22 protein-coding genes are annotated in these 23,170 nt (G+C 59.5%); 19 read left to right on the top strand and 3 right to left on the bottom strand.

What is annotated here, in order from left to right; translation table 11 throughout:
* Positions 1 to 16: 16 nt before the first annotated feature.
* From cyoA to HNQ71_RS09185, 5 genes are all read left to right on the top strand, one after another.
* Positions 17 to 889, top strand: coding sequence for a ubiquinol oxidase subunit II (gene cyoA, locus HNQ71_RS09205; RefSeq protein WP_184872313.1), 873 nt, complete (start codon positions 17 to 19; stop codon positions 887 to 889).
* Positions 856 to 2,871, top strand: a complete 2,016-nt coding sequence (gene cyoB / locus HNQ71_RS09200; RefSeq protein WP_246461425.1) for a cytochrome o ubiquinol oxidase subunit I — start codon at positions 856 to 858, stop codon at positions 2,869 to 2,871. The genes cyoA and cyoB overlap by 34 nt, the downstream gene beginning before the upstream one ends.
* A complete protein-coding gene (locus HNQ71_RS09195; RefSeq protein ID WP_184872312.1) occupies positions 2,868 to 3,503 on the top strand; it encodes a cytochrome (ubi)quinol oxidase subunit III in 636 nt (211 codons plus the stop codon). The genes cyoB and HNQ71_RS09195 overlap by 4 nt, the downstream gene beginning before the upstream one ends.
* A complete protein-coding gene (gene cyoD / locus HNQ71_RS09190) occupies positions 3,500 to 3,880 on the top strand; it encodes a cytochrome o ubiquinol oxidase subunit IV (RefSeq protein WP_184872311.1) in 381 nt (126 codons plus the stop codon). The genes HNQ71_RS09195 and cyoD overlap by 4 nt, the downstream gene beginning before the upstream one ends.
* Positions 3,881 to 3,979: 99 nt before the next feature.
* Complete coding sequence (locus HNQ71_RS09185) at positions 3,980 to 4,957, top strand: LysR family transcriptional regulator (RefSeq protein WP_210333854.1); 978 nt, start codon at positions 3,980 to 3,982, stop codon at positions 4,955 to 4,957.
* A gap of 131 nt (positions 4,958 to 5,088) precedes the next feature.
* Here HNQ71_RS09185 and HNQ71_RS09180 read toward each other — a convergent pair whose 3' ends face one another.
* Complete coding sequence (locus HNQ71_RS09180; RefSeq protein WP_184872310.1) at positions 5,089 to 6,447, bottom strand: NAD(P)/FAD-dependent oxidoreductase; 1,359 nt, start codon at positions 6,445 to 6,447, stop codon at positions 5,089 to 5,091.
* 594 nt (positions 6,448 to 7,041) lie between these two features.
* Here HNQ71_RS09180 and HNQ71_RS09175 point away from each other — a divergent pair.
* From HNQ71_RS09175 to HNQ71_RS09115, 13 genes are all read left to right on the top strand, one after another.
* Positions 7,042 to 7,683, top strand: coding sequence for a hypothetical protein (locus HNQ71_RS09175; protein WP_246461423.1), 642 nt, complete (start codon positions 7,042 to 7,044; stop codon positions 7,681 to 7,683).
* An 89-nt stretch (positions 7,684 to 7,772) separates the two neighbouring features.
* Positions 7,773 to 9,191: a Dyp-type peroxidase gene (locus tag HNQ71_RS09170; protein ID WP_184872308.1), complete on the top strand. Its 1,419-nt coding sequence runs from the start codon at positions 7,773 to 7,775 to the stop codon at positions 9,189 to 9,191.
* Between the two features lie 26 nt (positions 9,192 to 9,217).
* Positions 9,218 to 10,018, top strand: a complete 801-nt coding sequence (locus tag HNQ71_RS09165) for a MarC family protein (protein WP_184872307.1) — start codon at positions 9,218 to 9,220, stop codon at positions 10,016 to 10,018.
* Between the two features lie 24 nt (positions 10,019 to 10,042).
* Complete coding sequence (locus HNQ71_RS09160) at positions 10,043 to 11,164, top strand: DUF4331 family protein (RefSeq protein ID WP_184872306.1); 1,122 nt, start codon at positions 10,043 to 10,045, stop codon at positions 11,162 to 11,164.
* A gap of 155 nt (positions 11,165 to 11,319) precedes the next feature.
* Entirely contained in the window at positions 11,320 to 11,943 is a 624-nt protein-coding gene (locus HNQ71_RS09155) for a malonic semialdehyde reductase (protein ID WP_184872305.1), read from the top strand.
* Complete coding sequence (locus HNQ71_RS09150; RefSeq protein WP_246461421.1) at positions 11,940 to 12,842, top strand: SDR family NAD(P)-dependent oxidoreductase; 903 nt, start codon at positions 11,940 to 11,942, stop codon at positions 12,840 to 12,842. The genes HNQ71_RS09155 and HNQ71_RS09150 overlap by 4 nt, the downstream gene beginning before the upstream one ends.
* A complete protein-coding gene (locus tag HNQ71_RS09145; protein WP_210333853.1) occupies positions 12,839 to 13,948 on the top strand; it encodes a tetratricopeptide repeat protein in 1,110 nt (369 codons plus the stop codon). Before HNQ71_RS09150 ends, HNQ71_RS09145 begins: the two co-directional genes overlap by 4 nt.
* Complete coding sequence (locus tag HNQ71_RS09140) at positions 13,945 to 15,360, top strand: FAD-dependent oxidoreductase (RefSeq protein ID WP_184872304.1); 1,416 nt, start codon at positions 13,945 to 13,947, stop codon at positions 15,358 to 15,360. The genes HNQ71_RS09145 and HNQ71_RS09140 overlap by 4 nt, the downstream gene beginning before the upstream one ends.
* A gap of 13 nt (positions 15,361 to 15,373) precedes the next feature.
* Complete coding sequence (locus tag HNQ71_RS09135) at positions 15,374 to 16,063, top strand: urease accessory protein (protein WP_246461417.1); 690 nt, start codon at positions 15,374 to 15,376, stop codon at positions 16,061 to 16,063.
* Between the two features lie 135 nt (positions 16,064 to 16,198).
* On the top strand, positions 16,199 to 16,639 hold the full coding sequence (locus HNQ71_RS09130; protein ID WP_184872303.1) for a hypothetical protein: 441 nt from the start codon (positions 16,199 to 16,201) through the stop codon (positions 16,637 to 16,639).
* 11 nt (positions 16,640 to 16,650) lie between these two features.
* The gene (locus HNQ71_RS09125) at positions 16,651 to 17,916 is read left to right on the top strand and encodes a patatin-like phospholipase family protein (RefSeq protein ID WP_184872302.1); all 1,266 of its coding nucleotides are present in this window, start codon (positions 16,651 to 16,653) and stop codon (positions 17,914 to 17,916) included.
* Positions 17,917 to 18,377: 461 nt separating this feature from the next.
* Positions 18,378 to 18,674, top strand: a complete 297-nt coding sequence (locus HNQ71_RS09120) for a hypothetical protein (protein ID WP_184872301.1) — start codon at positions 18,378 to 18,380, stop codon at positions 18,672 to 18,674.
* Positions 18,671 to 19,987, top strand: coding sequence for a carbohydrate porin (locus HNQ71_RS09115; RefSeq protein WP_184872300.1), 1,317 nt, complete (start codon positions 18,671 to 18,673; stop codon positions 19,985 to 19,987). Before HNQ71_RS09120 ends, HNQ71_RS09115 begins: the two co-directional genes overlap by 4 nt.
* A 275-nt stretch (positions 19,988 to 20,262) precedes the next feature.
* On the opposite strand, the gene HNQ71_RS09110 is transcribed toward HNQ71_RS09115, so the two are convergent.
* Complete coding sequence (locus HNQ71_RS09110) at positions 20,263 to 20,424, bottom strand: MucR family transcriptional regulator (protein ID WP_246461415.1); 162 nt, start codon at positions 20,422 to 20,424, stop codon at positions 20,263 to 20,265.
* 632 nt (positions 20,425 to 21,056) lie between these two features.
* Here HNQ71_RS09110 and HNQ71_RS09105 point away from each other — a divergent pair.
* On the top strand, positions 21,057 to 22,496 hold the full coding sequence (locus HNQ71_RS09105) for a DUF3300 domain-containing protein (protein WP_184872299.1): 1,440 nt from the start codon (positions 21,057 to 21,059) through the stop codon (positions 22,494 to 22,496).
* Between the two features lie 63 nt (positions 22,497 to 22,559).
* Here the strand turns inward: HNQ71_RS09105 and HNQ71_RS09100 are convergent.
* Positions 22,560 to 23,170 (bottom strand): substrate-binding domain-containing protein (locus HNQ71_RS09100; protein ID WP_184872298.1); only part of this gene is annotated, 611 nt, incomplete at its 5' end.

Raw genomic sequence — 23,170 nt, 5'->3', positions numbered from 1 at the left:
CTAGCGGAATGAGTAAATGCGCCATACTCCATTATTACTGACTGTCTTTTTGGCTGCTGTGCCGCTCTCTGCCCACGCGCAAGGCATCCTCGATCCGCAGGGCCCGGTTGCCGCCGGCGAACGGCAGATTCTTTTCAACTCGCTGGGCATCATGCTGGCGATCGTGATCCCGACGATTGTCGCCATTCTAGCCGTCGGCTTCTGGTATCGCGCGTCGAATTCGCGCGCCCGTTACCTGCCGGATTTCAACCATTCGGACCGTCTCGAGGTGCTTGTTTGGTCAATCCCGCTCATGACTGTGCTTCTGGTTGGCGGCGTTGCCTGGCTTGGCGCGCACGAGCTCGATCCGCGCAAGGCGCTTCCCTCCAGTGTGAAGCCCGTCACCGTTCAGGTCGTCTCGCTCGATTGGAAATGGCTTTTCATCTATCCGGAAGAAGGCATCGCGAGCGTCAATCACTTGACGATTCCCGTTGGCAGGCCCGTCAGTTTCGAGCTGACCTCGGCCGGCGTTATGAACAGTTTCTTCGTGCCCCAGCTCGGCGGCCAGATCTACACGATGTCGGGAATGCTGACCCGTCTTCAATTGCAGGCCGACCACGCAGGAATTTACCGTGGGATGTCGGCGCAATTCAGCGGTGACGGCTTTGCGGACATGCATTTCGACGTTGATGCCGTTGAAGCGGGAAACTTCGCCCAATGGGTCGAGACAGCGCGCAGCAAAGGTTCTTCGCTCGATGCGAGCACTTACGCGCATCTGACAAAGCGGAGCGCAGGGATCGCGCCGGTCACATACCGAGCAGTCACGCCCGGTCTATTCGACGGCATCTTAGCCGCCGAAATACAGCATGAAGATATATGCACCCGGACATCGATGAGGGCGGAAAGATGAGCTTACTTGGCAAGCTGAGCTGGGACGCTATTCCGTTGGATCAACCGATCGTCATGGGTGTCTCTTCCGTGATGGTTTTGGTCATCGCGTTCATCCTTGGCTGGATCACCTTGAAAGGCCACTGGCCGTACCTGTGGCGGGAGTGGCTCACCTCGGTTGACCACAAGCGGATCGGCGTAATGTACGTCATTCTGGCGCTTATCATGCTCCTGCGGGGGTTTGCGGACGCGTTAATGATGCGCGCACAGCAGGCTGTTGCGGCTGGAGACGCGCAAGGATATCTGCCGCCCGAGCACTTCGACCAGGTATTCTCCGCGCACGGCACCATCATGATTTTTTTCGTGGCGATGCCTTTCGTGATCGGGCTGATGAATTTCGTCGTGCCGCTGCAGCTCGGCATCCGAGACATGGCTTTTCCGACGCTGAACTCGATCGGCTTGGGATTGACGGCGTCGGGCATCCTCCTGACGAACATCTCTCTGGTCGTCGGTGAGTTCGCAAAGACCGGTTGGGTCGCCTATCCACCGCTCAGCGAGCTGCAATTCTCTCCCGGTGTCGGCGTCGATTACTACCTTTGGGCGTTGCAGATCTCGGGTGTGGGAACGTTGATGACGGGCGTCAATTTTGTCACCACGATCCTGAAAACACGGGCTCACGGAATGAGCTATATGCGGATGCCGGTGTTTTGCTGGACGGCGCTCGCATCGAACCTGCTCATAGTCGCAGCGTTCCCTGTGCTGACTGCGACTTTTGGGATGCTGCTCCTCGATCGTTATCTCGACTTTCATTTTTTTACGATCGATGGGCAGGGCAACGCAATGATGTACGTCAACCTGTTCTGGGTGTGGGGCCACCCCGAAGTGTACATCCTGATTCTGCCTGCGTTCGGTGTATTTTCGGAGGTCGTCTCGACCTTCTCCGGCAAGGCGCTGTTCGGCTATCGCTCCATGGTCGCAGCGACGCTGGCGATTTGCGTGTTGTCGTTCATCGTCTGGCTGCACCACTTCTTCACGATGGGTGCCAGCGCCAATGTCAACGGCTTCTTCGGCGTGATGACAATGATCATTGCCGTGCCGACGGGCGTCAAAGTCTTCAACTGGCTGTTCACGATGTACGGCGGGCGCATTCGGTTTTCCGAACCGATTTTGTGGTCGCTTGGGTTCATGGTGACGTTTGTAATAGGAGGCATGACAGGCGTTCTGATGGCCGTGCCTCCTGCGGACTTTCAACTTCACAACAGCCTGTTCCTGGTCGCTCACTTCCACAACGTCATCATCGGCGGCGTCTTGTTCGGGATGATGGCGGGCTACAAGTATTGGTTTCCGAAGGCGTTCGGTTTCAAACTCGACGAGCGCTGGGGCGTGGCCTCGTTCTGGTGCTGGCTCATCGGATTCTATCTCGCCTTCATGCCGCTCTATGCGCTGGGCCTGATGGGCATGACTCGACGCATGCAGCATTACGACGTCGTCAGCTGGCAGCCCTGGCTGGTAGCAGCTGCGGCCGGGGCCGTGGTCATTCTGGCAGGGATCGTCTGCCAAATTATTCAGCTCGTCGTCTCGATCCGAGGCCGCGAAACGCTAAGGGTCACCGCGGATCCGTGGAATGGTCGCACGCTGGAATGGGCCACCGCCTCGCCGCCGCCGGCGTGGAATTTCGCGACGCTCCCGGTGGTCACCGACATTGACGCCTTCTGGCAGCAAAAGAAGGGAGCGCACATTGAACATGCGCAGACGGCGCAGTCGAGCGGGTACGAGCCGATCGAGATGCCGAAGAACAGCGCTATCGGCTTAGTCATCGCATTCTTTGCTGTGGTGGTTGGGTTTGCAATGATCTGGCACATCTGGTGGATGGCAGCGCTGGGGGCCTTGGGGATTTTCCTGGCTACGCTTGCCTTCGCCTTCCGCGAAAAAGAAGAGATCGAAGTTTCCGTTGAGGCGATAGCCAGATTCGAAGAAATGCAGCATGCGGGGGTGGCAGCATGACCATCACTGTTGCCCACGATGGCCATGTCCAAGACCATACCGCAGCCACTGCAACCGGGGTCAGTCCCGTTTCAAAGCGGATCGTCGTGACCTACGGCTTCTGGATCTTTCTCCTCAGCGACATCGTCATGTTCTCGGCCCTCTTTGCCGCCTATGCGACACTCTCACGCGCGACTGCTGGCGGTCCGAGTGGCGCCCAGCTCTTCGATCAGGTGGGCGTTGCGATAGAGACCGCCTGCCTGCTCGCCTCGAGTTTCACTTGCGGACTGATGTCTTTGGCCATCGATTCGCGACGATTTGGCGCGACTTACCTGTACGCTCTGCTCACATTCGCGCTTGGTGGTGCGTTCCTCGCCCTCGAACTTCGCGAGTTCGCCCACATGATTGCAATCGGCGCAGCGCCACAACGTAGCGCATTTCTTTCAGCCTTCTTCGCCCTTGTCGGTTGCCACGGGCTGCACGTCGCTGTCGGCCTGATCTGGCTCTTGGTGATGATGGTGCAAGTCAAAATCAGGCGGTTTAGCGCGGCCGTGGAGCGTCGCCTCCTCTGTTTCGCCCTATTCTGGCACGCGCTCGACATCGTCTGGGTTTGGCTATTCACGGTCGTCTATTTGATTGGAGCGAACCAATGACCATCATGCAATACGGTCATGCGCCCGGAGACGCAGGAGAGGTTTCAACACGCTCTACCCTGATCATTTATATGACAGGGTTGTTTCTAGCTGTCGTACTAACGGCGACGTCATTCTGGGTCGCCAACACGTCAATAATCTGGTCGACAGGCGTGCCGCTGGGATTGTCGGTATTGGCAATCGCCCAGATGGGAATTCATCTAGTATTCTTCCTGCATATCACCACTGGGCCTGACGATACAAACAACGTGCTCGCACTCGCGTTTGGCGTTCTGATTGTAATCTTGGTCGTCGCCGGCTCGCTTTGGATCATGACCGACCTGAACGAGAATATGGCTCTGCCGGCTGAGCTAATGGATTTGCACATGCAGCACTGAATAGGACGGGGATAGGTAGAACAGGAAGTAGTGCTGCTTTCCCAATCACAGCGTGAGAAGCACGCCTAGAACAGCAGCCTCTAAAGGCGAGAGCGAACCATGAAGTGGCGTTTCGAGGACATCCTGACGTTCATCAATGTGGTCGAGGCAGGAAGCGTGACTTCCGCAGCGACCCGTCTGAACACGTCAAAATCGGTAGTAAGCAAGCGCATCAGTGATCTTGAAGCGGCGCTGCGGGTGGAACTGTTCCGTCGATCCGCAGGCAGCGTCAAGCCCAACGAACTTGCGCGCTCTTTGTACGAGCAGATTGTGCCGCTCGTCCAAGCGATGACCGAAGCCACTGAAGGCGTATCCGACCGGACTGAAGGTTTGACCGGCCGACTCAGGATGGTCGTTCCGGTCTCGTTTGGTACCCAATTTCTCGGACCGATCATCGCAGAGTTTGCGAGTCGACATCCGGATCTGGAAATAGCGGTGGATTACGAGGACCGGCCGGTGAGCCTGACCCAGGGCAACTATGATCTCGGTATACGCATCGGACAATTGAACGAGTCGAGCCTCAAGGCTCGCAAGCTATGCGATTGCGCGCGAATGGTGTGCTGCAGCCCCGAATATTCAAGAAAATTCGGCCTACCCAAAAGCATCGCGGAACTGGCGCAGCACACCTGCATCGACTACGCGCATGTTCGCGCCAGCGACCTCTGGCAGTTCGAGAGTGAAGGCGACCGCGGGAGACCGATACCCGTCCTGATGCGCAGCCGAATTGTGGCCAACAATTTCGAGGCAATCAAAGACATGGCGGTCGCTGGATTGGGGCTGGTACTGTTGCCTGAATTTCTGGCTGCCGGACCTCTTCGTGAGGGAAGTCTGATCGCTGCTATGCCCCACATTGCAGCTCGGGCCGACACGATCTCGGCCGTTTATCCGTATACCCGCCATGTCTCACCCAAGGTGCGAGGATTCATCGACCACCTCGTTGCCGCTTTCGTCCCACCGCTGCCCTGGCACCCGCGTGTGAACGATGCAGGCAATCCCAGAAGCAACCGAGCCACAGATCTGACGTCGTTCGCGGCTTAGGCAGGCCGCAGGTCGAACCGCTGATTCGTGTCTGGTGAGATGCCGTTGTTCAAGCAGAGTCTTCGGACCAGCCTTAGCGCTGCGGACGTTAGCTGACTAATTCGTACCCGTGGATGCGCAGCCGAAGGTCATCAGCTCATTCGGATACGCGGCTGCACCAGTGCGTTGATCCGCTCGGCCACCCACAGCAAAGCCGCGCGGAAAGGCCCGTGAAGCGAGAGCTGGTGGCGCCGGTAGAGCACAGCGTGACTGAGTTGTGCGAACCGACCCTTGATGAAGCCGCCCTTGAAAAATCCGAAGCGGCCCAATGTGCCGAAGGCATTATATTGGCTGAGCGCTACCAATGCGCCGAAATCTTGGAACCTGAATGGCGGCACCGGCGTGCCTTTTTTGAGGAAGGCCGGCAGATGGCGGATCAGGTGCAGAGCTTGCTGGCTGGCCACTTGTGCACTTGCGGGCAGCGGTCGCTCTCCACCCTCCGGTAAAAATGACGCGCAGTCTCCCAATGCGAAGATGTACGGGTCGCCCTTGGCCATCAAGTCTGGGCCGATAACGATCTGGCCGGCGCGGTTCAGTTCCAACCCGCTCTGGTCGAAGTTGCTGGAGGCACGGATGCCTGCTGCCCAGACCTTCAGCGCCGCAGGGACACTTTCGCCGCCCTCGAGAAGAAAACCTCCCGCATTGGCACTAACGACCTTCACGCCGGTGCGCACGTCCACGCCCAGCTTTCGCAATTCCGATATCACCGAGGTGGAAACCTTCTCCGGAAACGCGCCGAGGATACGGGATCCGGATTCCAGCAGGGTCACGCGAAGCCGGTGGCGGATGTCGGCGCCGCCGTAGCTGGAAGCCAACTCGACCATCCTGCTGAGTTCCGCGGCCAGCTCCACGCCAGTGGCGCCGCCGCCGACGATGCCGATGTCGATATAGCCGCGCTCCGCCAAGCTGCGGACCACCTGCGCGCGAAGCCGGGTATTGAAGTTTTCAGCCTGGTCCTGGCTGTCGATGAACTGGCAGTGTTCGGCCACGCCGGGCGTGTCAAAATCGTTCGCGCGGCTTCCGAAGGCAAGAACGAGCACATCATACTCCAGATCGCGACCCGGAGCGAGGATCTCTGCGCCCGCCGACAATGGCGCCAGGCGAATGTGCCGAGCCGTGCGATCAATCGCGTCCACCTGCCCAGGCACATATTCGAAGTGATGTGCGCGCGCATGCGCGAGGTAGTGCACCTGCTGCTGGTAGATGTTCCAGGTGCCAGCGGCAAAGGTGTGGAGCATTGGCTTCCAGACGTGGAACCAGCTGCGGTCGATCAGGGTCACTCGCGCTCTGCCGCGGTGGCCCAGCGTATCCCCCAGTCGGGTGGCCAGCGCCAGCCCGGCCACACCGCCGCCCACGATGACGATGTTCGGCACTTGTTCAGGTGAGCCCGGCTTTAGCGAACGCTGAGGGGTTTGAGCAGTGCTGCGGTCGGCTTTTGCTTGCTGTGGCATCTCTATGTCCCTGCAGTTCTTGGAGATAGGCGTCACCGCATTATCGGACGCCAGCTGTTTTCGCCAGACATCTAAGCACATGTTCCATGTTTTGAACGTTCTGATGTGGCGAACACTATGTTCGCGAAATAAGGTTCAGGCAATCAAGTTTCACAAATCATTATTCTAGCAACGATAATTGTTGACAATCAAATTTCTCTGTCTTCTACCATCAATAAGTCGTGTACAGGCCCAAATTTTTCGGAAGCGTCTGCCGATAAATCCAATGTAGTCCACTCACGATTTCGTGACGGTGTTCGATGCGTAAGAACCCAGGGTTCGTCGAAGCAGACTTCCAATCGAGATCTCCCCAGCCTACTTGATCAACATGGATCGGCGACTAAGCAACGGCACCAATTCATCTGAGCGAAGACGAGGAAAAAAGTGCCTCGGCGGGGCCAAGCACCTATCAGCCTGGACCCCGGCGCGCGGTATCAATCCCCAATTCAACCTAACGAGGTTTTCCCAATGACTAACAAGCACGACACTTCAACAGTGCAGTCCGGACCAAGCACAAGCCCCGCCTCTTGGGACCTGCGTCACCCCGGCCTCCTCATGAAGGACGGCGATCGTGAAGTGCACGAGTTCACGGGTATGTGGCCACTCAAGCCGGATGCCGACCTTGTGAAGCTGACGAATACGCTCGCATTCCACGAGTTTTGGAATCCACCGGAGTTGAACTTCGCCGAAGCAACCACGCTGCTCGGGCTAATTCGCGCTGGACGCTGGTTCATCGGCACGAGCGTAGATTTCGGCCCCACACTCTACTTCGTCGCGCAATTTGATAGCAGCCTGGATAAGTATTTCGACGATTTCGCGCTCAACGGGCGCGAGAACCTGGAAGCGGTCTGGGGCCAGTGCATCGGCTGTCCCACGGGTCCCGACGCGACGGCTCGCGACATGGTCCAGTATATCGCGCGCGGTCAGATCAAGACCCTGGCTTGCTACGATGCCTTCCCTGGTCTGAGCAACAGCCAGATCGAAAAGCAAGCCGACTGGTACACGAAGACCCAGAACTTCCAGCGTGCAGTCGCCAAAGGCAGCGACAAGATCCAGGACTTGGTCGACACCTTCCTCAGCGAGCTCGCCAAGCCTTTCCCGCACGTGCGTAGCGCGGCGGCCATAGACACCGACGTCGCCGACCAGCCGCAATACACGGACGTCGCCGAGCGTCTGGGCGTGAAGAAGGCCGCGTAGGGCCGCATCATTTCCGCCGGCGTTGGTCGACCCCAAGGTCGAGCCACGCCGGCGGCGTCGCTCGATCACGACAGAGGATAGCAAATCAAATGAGCATTGCAGCTGCTTCCCGGGCTCTGAGCGCAGCGGAGCTTAGAGCAAATATCGGCGACATTCAGGACAATGTCATTGTCCCCATCCTGATGCGATATGGGCGTCACATCTTCCTCAAATTCGAGGATGGCGCGAAGGCGCGTGAATGGCTGCGAGTCATGATGGCGCGCGTGAACGCCCTATCGGGCGAGCACGGATCTCGCTTCACAGTCAACGTCGGCTTCACTTTCGAGGGGCTGAAGGCGCTGGGCCTATCCCAGCGGTCACTTGACAGCTTCCCGAACGCTTTCCGCATCGGTGCCGCTGGCCGGGCTGGTCTCGTAGGCGACGTCGGCCCCCACGCGCCGGAGCATTGGGAGGGTGGCCTCGGCGGACCGGACGTTCACGCGATGGCTTGGATTCGGACCGATTCAGACGAGAGTCGTGATGTCGCAATGCAGGTCCTTGCCGCTCAAATGGAAGCGATGGGCGGGATCGAGATCCGCTTTGTACAGGATACGATGGCGCTCGCTCATGCCAACGGGATCGGCTCAGAGGGTGAGCATTTCGGCTTTGCCGACCCAATTTCCCAGCCTCCCATCGAGGGTGCGGATACGCCGTGTTACCCCGGCGACGGTGTACTGGAAGCTGATGGAAAGTGGCGCTCGTTGAAGCCGGGCGAGTTCGTGCTGGGCTACGAGGATGAGGCCGGGCCCGGCGGCACCGGGGCGCCGGAGCCGTTCGAGTTGCGTGTCAATGGGACCTATATGGTCTTCCGCAAACTCCATCAGGATGTGGCTGCTTTTCGCAACTATCTGCATACCGCAGCCAAGTCGCTCTACGGTTCCGACGATCCAGGCCATCAAGAACTGGTTGCCGCAAAGATGATGGGTCGTTGGCGCAGCGGCTGTCCGATAGACCTTTCGCCCGATAAGGACGATTCTGCGATCGCGTCGGACCCCATGCAGCGCAATAACTTCACCTACGAGGGGGACGACGACGGCGTGCGATGTCCGCTCGGCGCGCACTTGCGGCGCACAAACCCGCGCGCGACGCCATTGAAGCGCGCGACTGCTGTCCGGCGGCACCGGCTGATCCGGCGCGGAGTCGAATACGGTCCGCATCTGGCAGACGGAGCCTTGGAAGATGACGGTGTCGATCGGGGCCTCGTGAATCTATTCATCCAGGCTGACATCGAGAGGCAGTTCGAGTTCATCCAGCAGGAATGGATGAATGGGGGCGAGTTCATCGGCCTCGATTCGACCGAGCAGGACCCGATCAACGGCGCCGGCGGAGAAGGCTCGCAGATGATGGTACCAGGCGCCAAGCAACCGTTCCTGTTCGATCTTCCCACGTTCGTGACGGTAAAGGGAGGTGAATATCTATTCGTTCCCGGACTAAAAGCGCTCGAAGGGCTCATCGAGCAGAAGTTCTGATCTCCGCGCGGTGAAGGAAGCGAACGATGGCTATCGGGAAGTGCAAGGGGAATTCCACGCCGCGGCTCTGCGGGCTGACCACCATGACGCTGGCAATAGCAGTTACGAGCGTCTGCCTGCTGATGGCGGCGCCAGCTGCTTTCGCCCAAGCCGTTGCCGCGCAATCGCCCGGGCATGGTGAAGCGCATTTCTGGACGCTTGGCGAAGCGTTTACTTTCTTGTTCGTCACGCTTGGGCCGCTCAACGTGATAGGCCCATTTGCTGCAATGACGGAGGGCTATGGCGCGGCGTCTAGGCGTCGGATCGCGCTCAAAGCCTTTCTGATTGCGATCATCGCTGCCGTTCTTGCCGCCACGGCGGGAGCGGCCACGCTTCACGCCTGGGGCATTTCGGTAGGCGCGTTACTTCTCGCGGCTGGGGTTATGCTGTTCCTGATCGCGTTGCGACCGGTTTTGGCAGGTTACAATCCGAGGCAGTCCCAAGCGCAAACGTCGGCGCCAGTCTCGGTCTCGACAGCGTCGGAGTTCCAACTGGCCCTTGCCCCGATCGCTTTCCCGACTCTCATCACGCCGTATGGTCTTGCACTGTTGGTCTTGCTGTTCACGCTGCAACCTCTCGGCTCCGGCGGTTTCTGGATCTTGGCGACCGCGGCCTTCGTGCTTGTGCTGGATCTGGCGGTCATGCTGGCGGTCGGTGGAATCGCAAAAATCCCGTTCAGCAAGCCTGCGCTCGATATTCTCGGATGCGTAATGAATGTGCTCCTCGTTGCGCTGGGACTGCAGGCCGTGGCGGACGGCGTCGGTCTGCTCGCTAGTCAGAATTTCTGAAGCCATTCAACGGAGTTAAGCACGATGTCAGACCATTTCAGTGGGCCAGCGGTGATAGGCGATCCAGCGGTGGACATCACCGACTTTTATGCATTCCCGAGCCCCGGGCGCCCCGGGAATCTCGTCCTGATCATGGATGTGTTTCCGTTGGCGACGCCGCAATCCCTTTTCAGCGACGTTGTCACCCACCGGTTTCGGCTGCGGCCTCTCACGCGGTCGGATGGCAGCATCACCGTCGGCGCCAAGGAACATAGGATCGACGTTCGTTTTGGCGATGTTCTGGAAGGAGGCGCGATCCAGAAAGGACGCATTGCTACATCCGACGGGCGTGAGGCGAGCTTTGTCGTTGGCACGCCGCTGGAACAGGATGGCATGCGCGTGTTCGCGGGACTGGTGAGCGACCCGTTCTTCATGGATGTAGAGGCAGCGCTCCGGACGGATATGTCGGGCAAACTGTCTCTCAACACGGCGGTAAACACCGTCGAGCTTCGCGATGTCTTGTCGATCGTCGTCGAGATCCCGTTCGATCAAATCGTCGAACAGTTCGGCGGCGCCACACTGATCGCGGCCATCTCGGAAACTGTGGTAACGCGCCGCGGCAATCCGATTCGCCTCGAACGCGTCGGCCGGCCAGAGATGAAGAACGTCATCATCGCGAACTCGGCTCGCGATCCGCGCACGAAGGGCGTGGAGCTGCGCGATCTCTACAATCGCGAAGACGCCTTCGCCCTCTCCAACGTGTATCGCCCCCTCTACGAATCGCGGCTCGACACGAACCTATCCTTCTGGGATGGTCTTGATGGCCACACGGCGTGGCCGGTGGGACCAGACACACCACACCCGTTGCGCGATCTGCTCATCGACGATTTCCTGGTGCTGGATCTCTCGCGGCCATTTGCGCCAGGCGGTTTCCTCGAGATCGAGCGCGCTCTGCTCGCTGACCGCTCCCACATGACGGCCGGCGGTCGATGGCTCGACGACGACATTCTCGACGAGCTGTTGACGCTAATGGTGAATGGCGGGCAGGGCGAGCGCTTGGGCGACGGCGTCGATGCTCCCACCCAGCCTGCCAGCTTTTCGTTCCCTTACGTGCGCGAGCCTAACAAGCGGGCTGACATTCCCCTGCCGGCATTTTTGAGGAACTAAAGAACATGAACGGATTGAAGCGCAGAGGCGCCTCCGTGGCCGGAGAACACTCTGACGGCGGGCGAGAATTGGACTCTCTCGGCAGCGCTCGCAGTGCTCTTGCGCAGCCGGGCCGCGCAGTTCGGTCCTGACAAACTCCCAATAAGGAAAAACGAATGACCGTCATTGTCGATCGCAAGAGCATTGGCCGCGGCGAGCCGCTTGGCACCGCAGTCCTGGCTCAGCTCTTCACCGAAGCCCGGACTCACAACCATTTCCGCGACCTTCCTGTTCCTGACAGGCTGCTCCGTCAGGCGCTTGACCTCGCCAAGATGGGCCCGACCGCAGTGAACCAGCAGTCTTTGCGCGCGCTCTTCCTGCGCTCCGATCAAGCCAAGGAGCGGCTGCGTCCGGCGCTCATGGCCGGCAATGTCGAAAAGACCATGGCTGCTCCGGTTGTGGCGATCATGGGCCATGACGTCGAATTCTATAAGCACCTGCCGTTCCTGCTCCCACACGCCGATGCGGGGAGCTGGTTTGCCGGTAATCCGGACTTCGCTGCGCGTAGCGCCGCTCAGAATGGCACGCTTCAGGTCGCGTACTTCATTCTCGCCCTGCGCGCCGTCGGTCTGGACGCCGGACCGATGAGCGGCTTTGACTCGCTCAAGGTCGAGCAGGAGTTCTTCCCTGACGGCAAGATCAAAGCCAACGTCATTATCAACATCGGCTACGGCGAAGACGCCAAGCTGTTCCCGCGCAGCCCGCGCTTCTCGTTTGAGGAGATGGCGACGATACTTTGACGGTTGCGACCGACGAGCTTGGCGTAGCCGATCGCGAAGCGCAGCCCCCTTCAAGCCAAGAAGACCACTACGCGCGTGGAGATCACTCCACCGATCTTACAGGAGAAATGAACATGGATTTGTTACAAGGCAAGAGCGCCGTCGTGACCGGCGCAGCATCAGGCATCGGCAAGGCCATCGCGAAAGCGTTTATCGAAACCGGCGCGAGCGTGCTGCTCTGCGATCTGAATGCGAAAGCAGTCGATGAAGCAGCTCGCGAGCTCGGCGATCGAGCGATCGGGCGCGTCATCGACGTGTCAGACGAGAGCCAGGTTGAAGGCGCGATGCGCGCGGCTCGCGAGGCATTCGGATGGCTGGACATCGTGGTCAACTGCGCCGGCTTTGGCGCCATTGCGCCACTCACGGAGCTCACTGGCGACAAGTGGAAATCAGTCCAGGCCGTGACTCTCGGCGGCGTCTTTTATGGGGTGAAGCACGCCGCCCGGCAAATGCTCGAGCAGGGACGTTCCGGTGTCATCATCAATATCTCGTCGGTGAACGGACGGCAGCCCGGCGAGGGGCAGGTAGCCTACTGTGCGGCAAAGGCCGGCGTCGACATGATCACGCGTTGCGGTGCGCTCGAACTAGGCGGTCGCGGCATCCGTGTCGTTGGCATCGCGCCGGGCCTGGTTGAGACGCCCTTGACGCGGAAGGAGTTGGAAGATCCCGAAATGCGCGAACTCTTTCTCAGCATTGTCCCGATGAAGCGTCCGGTTGCCGCGGAAGAGATTGCTGCAGCCGCGGTATTTCTCGCGTCGGACCATGCCCGATCGATCAACGGGGACACAATCGCGATCGACGGCGGCTCCTTGACCCGCGGTTATCCGGCCTTGCTGACCGGTTTGAAAAAAGCATCATGATCGACCCTGGTCGCTACACGAGTGGCAAAATCGCCCTCGCCAACCTCTCGGCATCGATCGCCAGCCTGGAGCTCGGTCGTGCCGAGGGTGCTACCTTTGACAGGTCGGTTGCGCTGTCGAAGTTGCTGTTCGTGCGCGGCGACGTACTTGGTTGTATCGCAAACCATGACCGGGCGGAGTTCGTCGCCACCGAGGCGATTGCCCGGTCGTCCGACGCTGCCAGTACGCTCTACATTCGCGCACAGCTCGCGAGCCGTTTCCATCGGTTCGAGGAAGCAAGCGAGCGTCTCTATCAAGCGCTCGCGGCCGGATATCCGCGAAACGATATTGATGGCGAAAAGGCGGCGCTGCTGCAGGCGACGGGACGATACGAAAACGCGTTGGTCATGCGCGAAAGACTGGCGGATGACAATCCTGGCATTCACACGCTTGGCGCGCTGGCGTCGCTGCTTGCCGAGATGAATCGGTGGACGGACGCAGAGGTCACGTATGCAGCCGGGATCGAAGCTGACGACGGCGTGTCGCCGCTCCCCTGCGGCCAACTGCTGTTCGAATGGGGCGTAGGCGCGATGCGCCACGGTGACCTGGACCGAGCGGAATCGATCTTCGTCGAACTTGACGCGATCTTGCCCGCGCACGTTCCGGGACGAGGACATCGCGCCGAAGTGGCGCTCGCGCGCGGACAGGTGGACCTTGCGATGAAGCTCGTCCTGCCGTTGCTCGAAACCTCCGACGACCCAGAATATCGCGCGATTTATGCGGAGACCCTGGCCAAGTTTGGGGACAGCAAAGCTGCGACCGAAGCGGAACGTGCCGCTACAGCGTACGAACTGCTGCTGGCACGACGGCCAGACGCCTACGCCGATCACGCGGCAGCCTTCTTCATGGGGATCGGCAACCGACCGCAGCGTGCGGTCGAGCTGGCATTGGCCAATCGGAAAATCCGCGACACACCCCGTTCGCGCAGGCTTTTGGCCAAGGCATTGCGCAATGCGCAACAGGTCTCGGGGGTTCAGGAGGGGGGGCCGTATGAGCATCTCCGATACCATGCCGGAAAGCCATCCGCCTCGGCGCAAGGTTGGCACTCTCACGGAGCGACAAGGTGACAGACGTTCTTGTGATCGGCGCGGGTCCGGCGGGCGCGATCGCCGCTCTGCGCGCCGCGGATCTGGGCGCCCGGACCGTGCTGGTCACCAGTTCTGCATTTGGTGGCATGGCCGCCAATGATGGGCCAGTTCCAGTACGGACCCTGGCGTATGCGGCGCGGTTGTTCCGCGGGGCCCGACAGTTGGATCAGTACGGCATTGCTGTGGGAGAGCCGATCCTGGATTACTCCCGACTGCTGGCTCGCGTGCGCGAGATCCTTGGCGATGTAGTTGCGCATTCCTCCTTGCGCGAGCAGATCGATGCCGCCGGAGTCACGGTTTACGAGGAAGCTGGCAATGCGAGTTTCGCCGATCCTCACACCATCGTCACGGAAAGCGGGCTGCGGCTCCACGCCGAAAAGATCATCATATGTACAGGAGGTGTCGGTCGCCGAGATCTAACACCAGGGTTCGAGCTGACGAACACCCACAGCAGCGCCCTGGCTTTGACCGAAGTTCCTTCATCGATGCTCGTGGTCGGCGGCGGGGCTACCGCAGTGCAGGTCGCCTCGATTTTCAAAGCTTTCGGTTCGCAGGTCCACCTCTTCGAGAGAGGACCTCGCATCCTCTCAACTGAAGATGCGGACGTAGCATCGGCGGTCACAGCCGCCTTCCGCGAGGCGGGTATGATCGTGCGTGAGAATTTCGGCGACATCGAGTCTTTCGAGAAAACGTCGACTGGAGTACGGATGAACTTCCGAAAGGACGGCACACGCGATTGCGCCGAGGCTGCACTGATTGTGATGGCGACCGGCTGGGTAGCCGATACCGCTAAGCTGAACCTCCCTGCAGCGGGCGTGCTGAGCGATCATCGCGGGTTCGTGAAGGTGGATCCCTATCTGAGAACCTCGGCCTCCAATATCTTCGCCGCCGGCGATGTGACTGGTCAACTAATGCTGGTTCCGCATGCCATACAGCAGGGTTTCCTAGCTGCGTCGAACGCGTTACTTGGCCCGACGACACGTCTCGACGAAGGCGTAAATACGAGCGCCGGATTTACGGATCCGGAGTATGCGAGCGCGGGCATGACGGAAGCGAAGGCCCGTGAGACGCATGATATCGTGATCTCGACAATACAGTTTGATTCCACGATCCGCACAATCATCGACGGGCGCAAAGTTGGATTCTGCAAGCTTATAGTAGATCGCCGAACCGCGAAGATATTAGGCTGCCACGTTGTTGGCGAACGCGCAGTGGAGATTGCTCAAGTCGCGGCAATAGCGATTTCTGCTGAGATGCGGGTGGATGATTTGGCTCGGGTACCACTCGCATTTCCCACCTATACGGGAAATCTTGCCTACGCGGCTGCAGCTGCTGGCCGTCAACTCGACCTGCAGGTGGGCTGGGCAGGCGACGCGGCTTCCCGATATTGAAATGAGGTGTCCGATGATCTCCATGCCGATACTGGGCCTTGGCTTTCTTATGGGAATGCGGCACGCGCTCGAGGCAGACCATATAGCGGGGGTGTCCAGTATTGCTGCTGGCCGAACCAGAATGGCTGATATTGTCCAGCATGGCCTGACCTGGGGACTGGGGCATACGCTGACACTTTTTTCATTCGCGGGCGCCGCGATCATGTTGGGTCGGACCATCCCTCCTGTATTTGCGGGGCACCTCGAAGCCGCGGTTGGCGTCATGCTTGTCGGCCTTGGGTCCCACGTGTTGTGGCAGCTATGGCGCGACCGCATGCGCCTCCCGCACAGGCATAATGTCCGCCATTTTCATGTCGGCGACCGGATTCCAAATGGGAGCATGGAGCGTTCTCCCGAGCATGGATTTCGTTGGCGTTCGCTGGCCGTGGGACTGATGCACGGCATGGCCGGGTCGGCAGCACTGCTGGTGCTTGCGGTGTCCCAGGTCGCGGACCCGCTTCAGGGCATGGTCTATATTATGCTGTTCGGCATGGGCTCGATGATCGGGATGGGTGCATTGTCGAGCGTCATTGCGGTGCCGCTCATGGCGTCGGCGCGTCTGCTCACCGGAATGAACCATAGTCTGCAAGCAGCCGTCGGCCTCCTCACGATCGGAATCGGCGCGACGACGATCTACACAGCTCTCGTTCATGCAAATGTTTGACCGGGCTGAACTCAAACGTTCTCGCTGTGCGCGTCGGCCGACGTCTTGTTCAGGTTGCCGTGAGAGAAAGCTTCGGTGTAGCCAGGATCATCTCCACCAAGCTATTGTCCGACCGGAAACTTCAAGAACAATCCCATGACGATGGACCCGGCAACCATCTCGGCCGTATCCGCGCTCTCGGGCTCCGCCATTGGTGCTATGGCATCATTCGCCACCACTTGGCTCACGCAAAATCATCAAGATCGCATCCAACGGCTCGATAAGGAAGGGTCGCGCCGCGAGCGGCTGTTCGCCGAGTTCATTGATCAGGCATCGAAGGCCTATGCTGACGGCGTGGTCCAGGAACGCCTGGACGACCCGGCCAAGCTGGTTCCGATGTACGCCACCATCAACAAGTTACGCCTCTTTGCCAAGCCAGTCACGATCGAGGCTGCTGAGGCTGTCCTGGCAAGCATCGTCAAAGCCTATGAGGCCCCTTCGTCTGCTCTGGAAACGCTCAAGGCGGAGGTCGCCGCCCATGATATCCTGCGCAGCTTTGCGGAGTCTTCCCGGCTGGAGCTCACCACCTTGCGGTAGGAGGAAAGACTATGGCGACGAGGTTGTTCAAGCACTGTATCGGCCTGGCTGGCATCTGCAGCTCGATGCGAACCTCTGGGCTATGGAAGACCCTGCTTAAGACCGTGGTCCTTGCCATGGGCGCCAGCCAACTTACAGCTTGCATCGCAGCTTACCCTCGCGACGGCGTGCCTGCACAATACGTGTCGAACGCCGAGGTGAGTGGCTACCCCGGCGACATACGCGTGTGGGGCGACTCTTATGCAAGTTTCCCGACCGATCGACTCGTTCTGTTTCGAGATCAGCGGATAAAGGCGGCTAAGACGGACCCATCTATAGAACTGCGAGAGCTCAATGCGCTGACCCTTTCCGGCGGTGGCAGCAGTGGCGCCTTCGGAGCCGGAATTCTCGCCGGATGGGCCAAGGCCGGAACCAGGCCCAGGTTCGACATTGTCACCGGTATCAGTACCGGCGCTTTGATCGCGCCATTCGCATTCCTCGGGCCGGCCTACGACGATGAACTGAAGCTGGGCTTTACCAAAATCAATGATAACGACATTTATACCAAGCACAGCCTCCTGGGTCTCGTTTCGAGTTCATCTTTTACAAGCAACGCGCCCCTCGCCAAGATGCTCGACCAACATATCACGTATGATATGCTGGATCAGATCGCCCGGGAGTCAGGCAAGGGGCGGCGACTCTTCATCGGAACAACCAACCTCGACGCCGATCGAGCGGTAATCTGGGACATGGGTGCCATCGCAGCGAGCAGCCGGCCGGATCGATTGAAGCTCTTCAAGCAAGTTATCCTCGCTTCCACCTCCGTTCCCGGCATTTTTCCGCCGGTCCAACTGGAAGTGACCGCGGCAGGCAGGACCTATCACGAAATGCATGTCGACGGTGGCACCAGCAACGAGGTCTTTCTGATGCCCGCTGGGCTGAGCCTGCGCGAGTTCGACCAAATCTTCCATACTCGGATGAAGGCGCGGCTTTATATCATCCGCAACGGCAGGACTATGCCGGAACCAAGCATCGTTAAGGCCACACTGCCTGATATCGCGGAAAAGGCCGTTTCTTCGCTCATTAAAACGCAAGCAATCGGCGATCTCTACCGGCTGTACGCCACCGCAAAGCGTGACGGCATCGACTACAATGTCATAGACATCCCCACGGACTTCACTGTCGAAGCAAAAAGCTCATTCGATAACAAGTACATGCGTGCGTTGTACGAAAAGGGCTACGAGATGGGCCATGCCGGCGTGCCGTGGAAAAAGACGCCGCCCGGATTTTCGAATTGAGCCGATTTTAGCCGCCAAAGGCGTGCAGGAGCGCTTGGACGACTTCCCCCGGGGCTCGACCTTGCGGCAAGAACATCGCCTTGACCTCCACAAAGGCGGCTGTTCAGTTATGGAAGTTTAGCGGCACACAGCGGCAAGCTCTAAAACCCTTGGACCCGCATCTCCGGTTAGTTCAGTCATGCATAGTCAGGCACGAGTCCGAACACTCGTGCACGTGTTTCGATCGCAACAAGATCCATCGCTGACCGCCTAGGCGCGTTCGGTTCTCCAGAACTCCGGGTTCGATCTTCGCGGCCTGTGATCCCGTGTCGCGCGATCCTACTTCCATGACGGATCGGTGATCACGAAACTTGATTCCGGCTTGGCCCTAGTAATCAACGCGCCAATCCGGTTGAGGGCACCACTGCTCGCGCAGTGTTTCGTGGATTGATTGGCCTGCGCTGAGCATCAAGGGAAATTCCATGACGAAGTTCTTTTGTATACAGCCTGATCGGCTGGGATTTTTAGGGTCGCGTGGGCGGGCAGGTAACAACGCTCGGCCACGCTTGCTGCGAGCGTTGTTGCTGCCACTGGTGATTTCGGCAAACACCCCATTCCTTGCACACGCGCAGGAGCAAAGCGCCTCTCCCCGCAGCGTTCAGCGCGAGCCGCTGAACGAAACGCAGATGGACGTGATGGTGGCGCGCATCGCGCTCTATCTCTGTGAGAATCTTCGCCAATGGGATGATCGGCGCAAGATTGTGGAGGTTGCTGTATGAGGAGCCGCCTTCTTGCGCTCGCGCTCATTTTCTCCGCGTCGGCAGCTTCGGCTCAGGACCCTGCTCACAGCAGCAGTGCCGGCGACACGACTTCGACCGACCCCACAAGGCGCGTCTTCCAACTCGGGTTGCCAGCCGACCACATGTTGGGCGACTGGGGCGGGCTGCGGCAAACACTCGAAAACGCCGGAATCACAGCCAATCTAGGCTTGGTTACCGACTTAGCGGGCAATCCCAGTGGCGGCCGTTCCAAGGGCGTAACCGCCCCGACAAGCGTCGGGCTTAGCCTCTTGGCTGACCTCGATCAGATCGCGGGGATAAGCGGCGGCTCACTCTTCATGTCGACCTCCGAGCGATGGGGTCGAAGCCTGTCCGCGGATTATGTAGGAAACGTCTTCAGCGCACAGCAGATCTACGGATTCCAAACCTGGCGATTGATCGATCTTTCCTATCAGCAGCAGCTGTTCGACGACCGCCTCGAGCTTCGTCTTGGACGCTTCGCCGCGACGGATGACTTCATGTTTTCAGCCTACAGCTGCGGTTTGGTTTCCAACGCCTTTTGCGGCAACCCATTCGGCATCCTGATCGATGCACCAGGAATTAGCGCCTACACAGGGGCTTGGGGGGCGTTGGCGAAGGTCAAGCCGACGCCGCGCAGCTATATCATGGGCGCCGTGTACAATGGCGATCCAGATGTCCGCGCCGACGAGCACCACGGTCTCGACTTTTCTATGCATGGACCGGCTTTTGCGATGGCCGAGGTTGGTTATCAGATCAATGGACAGCCGGGCGACAGTCAATTCCTTGGAAATTACAAGCTCGGAGCCTGGTATGATGGTAATCGGCTCACGGAGTTCCAGTCGGGTGATCCGGTTCACGGAAGTTGGGGCTTTTACGGCATTTTCGACCAGGTGATTGTGCCGTTCGGCGCTCCGGGCAGCAATCGTGGCCTCGGTGTGTTCGGTTCGTTAACGTTGGCGCCGAGCCCCAACAAGCAGCCGTTATCAGCTTTTTTCACGGCGGGTATTTCGGCGCGCGGTTTCTTTGACAGCCGACCGCGAGACGCAATTAGCCTAGGCTTTGCATACGGTCGCTTCAGTGACGACCTGCGCCAGGCTCAACGCGAGGGGCAATTGCCTGGTCCGATCGGCGGTCAAGGCCGTGAGGGCGTTCTGGAGGCCACTTACCGGATCGACGTCAGGAACGGCGCGATGTTTGTCCAGCCAGACATTCAATATATCATGCATCCGGGAGGCACCGACGCTGTCAAGAACGCGGTGGTAGTGGGCGCGCAGCTCGGTATCAATTTCTGAGTAACGTCAATTCATTCGTTCCGCCAGGTAAACGCGCCTGAAATATGGCAGCGTAACCCAACGCTCTGACTTCCCATGCCCGCGGCAAAGCGGTTACTCTCCACAGGTGCGGCCCCCTATTGGCGGGACGGCGGTTCCAGCTTCTGACGGCGTACAATTCATCGATGCAGATCGGGCCGGATGCGCCGCAGTCATCGCGTCTCATCACAATGCGCGTTTCGGCTGTCACGAATGGCCTTACATCGGAGCTTGTGCAAAACGGGCAGGGATAGCGGTCACCGCGCCGAACGCTTTTTGCCCGTTGCTCTTTGCCGGCTTTCGGCCGAGCCCGCTCGACTTCGCCAAGATAGATCGTTGGGCACATAGTTCGGCGCAACCATGGGGTAGTCAACCTTCAGGCCCCATTTGGCCCGATACTCGTCAGGTGTTATGCACATAGTGCAAGTTGACTTGGCGCTTCAGGGATTTGGAGGTTGGCTAATTAGCAGATGCTTGGCAACAGGCCAAAAAGATGAGGGCCAGTGCCTACCGGCACCAGCCCTCTGGCCCGCGCCTTCCAAGGAGGACACCTAAGCGACAGCGGCCGGCCAAGGGCATACCGCAGGGGACCAGCCATTGACCAGAATGACCGGTCCCCAAATCGCAGCCGGCCGGGGACTTAGGGGTGTGGGGACTTTAGGCCGGCAGTGCGGGCTATATGGACCATAGTACCATTAGCAGGTGCTTGGATAAGGAAATCGATGCGGCGCATCACGCGTGGTGTCGAAGGCGACGAACGCGCCAAACGAGTCACCTCGCGCATGGTGAGTTCGCATGCACGTGTTTCGATCGCAACAAGATCCATCGCTGACCGCCCAGGCGCGTTCGGTTCTCCAGAACTCCGGGTTCGATCTTCGCGGCCTGTGATCCCGTGTCGCGCGATCCTACTTCCATGACGGATCGGCGACCACGAAAGTTGATTCTGGCCTGGCCCTAGTAATCAACGCCAATCCCGCTTGAGGGCACACAGGTGTGCCCGCGCAGTGTTTCGTGGATTGATTGGCCCGCGGTGACCTTCAAGAGAAGTTTCATGACGAAGATATTTTGCTTTCAGTCTGATTGGCTGCAATTTTTAAGGTCGCGTGGCCGGGCAGGACCCAACGCCCGGCCACGCTTCCTGCGGGCGTTGTTCCTGTCGCTGGTGATTTCGGCCAGTACCCCATTCCTTGCACACGCGCAGGAGCAAAGCGCGACTGCCCGCAGTGTTCAGCGAGAGCCGCTGAACGAAATGCAGATGGAGGTGCTGGTGGCGCGCATCGCGCTCTATCCCGACGAACTGGTCGCTGCGATTGCGGCTGCGTCCCTATATCCGCTGCAGATCGTTGAAGCCCAAAGGTATCTGGACAGGGTCAACACCCAACCGGAGGCGAAGCCCGACAAAAGTTGGGACGGGAGTATCATATCGCTTATGAATTATCCCGAAATCATCAGGATGATGAGCGATGATCTCAAGTGGACTCAACAGATGGGAGACGCGGTGGCCTATCAGCAAAAGGAGTTGCTGGAGGCCATCCAGCAATTGCGTGGAAGGGCTGTCGCCAAGGGGATTATCAAAAGCGACGACAAAACAGTGATCGTCCAGAAGCGGGAAAGGGTCACCATCACGCCGGCCCAGGCTGACAAGATCTATATCCCCGTATACCGGTCAGAGGAGCTCTACGATTCCAGCAGCGGGTCGGAAGGGGTCAGCTACAACTCCCGTTCCTACTCGTCTTATTATGACCCGACGGCAACTTACTACGCCGCTTATGTCACTGGAGCTGCTTGGGCTGCAGCGGTCGATTGGTACGAGGGGGAGACTTGGAGCGGCTACGGCTCCTGGGGGAGGAATGTCGACGTCCAATGCAACTACTGCTTCAACGATCGAAGCTTCAGCGGCAACATAAGTCTAAACCAAGTGGATTGGACGAAGGTCGACAGCTCCAGAATATCTTTTGATCGATCGAATTTGAGCAGGCTCGATCAAAACACGCTGGTGCGGGAGCTGAAAGCGGACGGCAGCAACAATCTGACCGAAAGGGCGGCGGGCCTCAATCCGCATCGAGCAGAGACCCCACTGAGTCGTTCATTCCCAACCGTCGGGAGGACCGGGCTCGAAAACCTCAAAGCTGGCAACCCGGGCGCCCCTGGGATGCCTGCCGCTGGGCCAAGATCGCTGGGCGGGAGCCGCGTAAATTCCCTGCCAGGAAAGTCTCAGCTCGCGCCGCGTGTCGGCGCGCACGGCAGAAGCCTGCCCGGGGGAGGTGACATTCTGCATCGGCGCGGCCCTCATGCCTTGCAAGGCCACGGGCCTCGGGGCTTGGCGAAGCATGGCCCGCGGCGCCCGGGTGTTGTAACCAGACCTCCCCGATCACAATTCCGGCCGCCTGGTCCACAGCATAGAGGCTTGGTCGGCGCACCTCGGTTCGGCGCGCCTGCCGGTGTTGGCCGCCCACCAATGCCCCCTCCGGGTGGCCCTCCGCCGCTCTAACGCCTTGGGCGGCAGCTTGATGCGTCGCGTTCAGGCCTTTGCCCGGCCGGCAGCCTTGGGTGGTCAGCGCAGCGCCTGCTTGGCGAGCTCCGAGACGATCTCATAATTCTGCGGCGTGACGAAGCCGGCACCGGTGTCGACATTCATCGGCGCCAGACCCAGCACCACCTGCTGGCAGAGGCTGAGGATCGGCAGATAGCCTTGCAGGAATGGCTGCTGGTCGGCCGTCAGTTGCACCCAGCCGCCCTTGAAGCCCTCGACGATCTGCGGGCTGGTGTCGAAGCCGAAATTGAAGATATCGCCGGGCTTCCTTCCCGCGGCCTGCATGTATGTAGGCACATTGCCGAGCATCTGGCCGCCGGGATAGCCGACCGCCTTGACGCCGGGATTGTTCAGCAACGCGGCGGTGATCAACGGGATCGCGAGATTCGGATCGGCTGCCCATTCGGTTTGAGAATTGATTTGAATGACATCGATACCGGCCTCTTTCAGCGCGGCGACTGTCCCGCGCTCGCGCGCGCCCCGACTCTCATTCTCGAACGGGCCGATCATGATCGCCTTGTCGCCAGCCTTCAGCCCGGCCAGCTTGAACGCCTCGGCGCCGAGCGCGCGGCCCTGCTGCTCCTGCTGGGCGCCGACATAGCCGCCGCCGAACGCCGCCGTCACCGTCGGCA

The sequence above is a fragment of the Mesorhizobium sangaii genome (assembly GCF_014207355.1).
Taxonomy (GTDB): Bacteria; Pseudomonadota; Alphaproteobacteria; order Rhizobiales; family Rhizobiaceae; genus Mesorhizobium; species Mesorhizobium sangaii.
This window is presented reverse-complemented; position numbering and strand designations above follow the sequence as displayed.

Excerpts from the sequence above, each read along its gene's own strand:
- cyoA (WP_184872313.1), top strand. The coding sequence starts at position 17 with ATGCGCCATACTCCATTATTACTGACTGTCTTTTTGGCTGCTGTGCCG.
- cyoB (WP_246461425.1), top strand. The coding sequence starts at position 856 with ATGCACCCGGACATCGATGAGGGCGGAAAGATGAGCTTACTTGGCAAG.
- HNQ71_RS09195 (WP_184872312.1), top strand. The coding sequence starts at position 2,868 with ATGACCATCACTGTTGCCCACGATGGCCATGTCCAAGACCATACCGCA.
- cyoD (WP_184872311.1), top strand. The coding sequence starts at position 3,500 with ATGACCATCATGCAATACGGTCATGCGCCCGGAGACGCAGGAGAGGTT.
- HNQ71_RS09185 (WP_210333854.1), top strand. The coding sequence starts at position 3,980 with ATGAAGTGGCGTTTCGAGGACATCCTGACGTTCATCAATGTGGTCGAG.
- HNQ71_RS09180 (WP_184872310.1), bottom strand. The coding sequence starts at position 6,447 with ATGCCACAGCAAGCAAAAGCCGACCGCAGCACTGCTCAAACCCCTCAG.
- HNQ71_RS09175 (WP_246461423.1), top strand. The coding sequence starts at position 7,042 with ATGAAGGACGGCGATCGTGAAGTGCACGAGTTCACGGGTATGTGGCCA.
- HNQ71_RS09170 (WP_184872308.1), top strand. The coding sequence starts at position 7,773 with ATGAGCATTGCAGCTGCTTCCCGGGCTCTGAGCGCAGCGGAGCTTAGA.
- HNQ71_RS09165 (WP_184872307.1), top strand. The coding sequence starts at position 9,218 with ATGGCTATCGGGAAGTGCAAGGGGAATTCCACGCCGCGGCTCTGCGGG.
- HNQ71_RS09160 (WP_184872306.1), top strand. The coding sequence starts at position 10,043 with ATGTCAGACCATTTCAGTGGGCCAGCGGTGATAGGCGATCCAGCGGTG.
- HNQ71_RS09155 (WP_184872305.1), top strand. The coding sequence starts at position 11,320 with ATGACCGTCATTGTCGATCGCAAGAGCATTGGCCGCGGCGAGCCGCTT.
- HNQ71_RS09145 (WP_210333853.1), top strand. The coding sequence starts at position 12,839 with ATGATCGACCCTGGTCGCTACACGAGTGGCAAAATCGCCCTCGCCAAC.
- HNQ71_RS09135 (WP_246461417.1), top strand. The coding sequence starts at position 15,374 with ATGATCTCCATGCCGATACTGGGCCTTGGCTTTCTTATGGGAATGCGG.
- HNQ71_RS09130 (WP_184872303.1), top strand. The coding sequence starts at position 16,199 with ATGACGATGGACCCGGCAACCATCTCGGCCGTATCCGCGCTCTCGGGC.
- HNQ71_RS09125 (WP_184872302.1), top strand. The coding sequence starts at position 16,651 with ATGGCGACGAGGTTGTTCAAGCACTGTATCGGCCTGGCTGGCATCTGC.
- HNQ71_RS09120 (WP_184872301.1), top strand. The coding sequence starts at position 18,378 with ATGACGAAGTTCTTTTGTATACAGCCTGATCGGCTGGGATTTTTAGGG.
- HNQ71_RS09115 (WP_184872300.1), top strand. The coding sequence starts at position 18,671 with ATGAGGAGCCGCCTTCTTGCGCTCGCGCTCATTTTCTCCGCGTCGGCA.
- HNQ71_RS09110 (WP_246461415.1), bottom strand. The coding sequence starts at position 20,424 with ATGTGCATAACACCTGACGAGTATCGGGCCAAATGGGGCCTGAAGGTT.
- HNQ71_RS09105 (WP_184872299.1), top strand. The coding sequence starts at position 21,057 with ATGACGAAGATATTTTGCTTTCAGTCTGATTGGCTGCAATTTTTAAGG.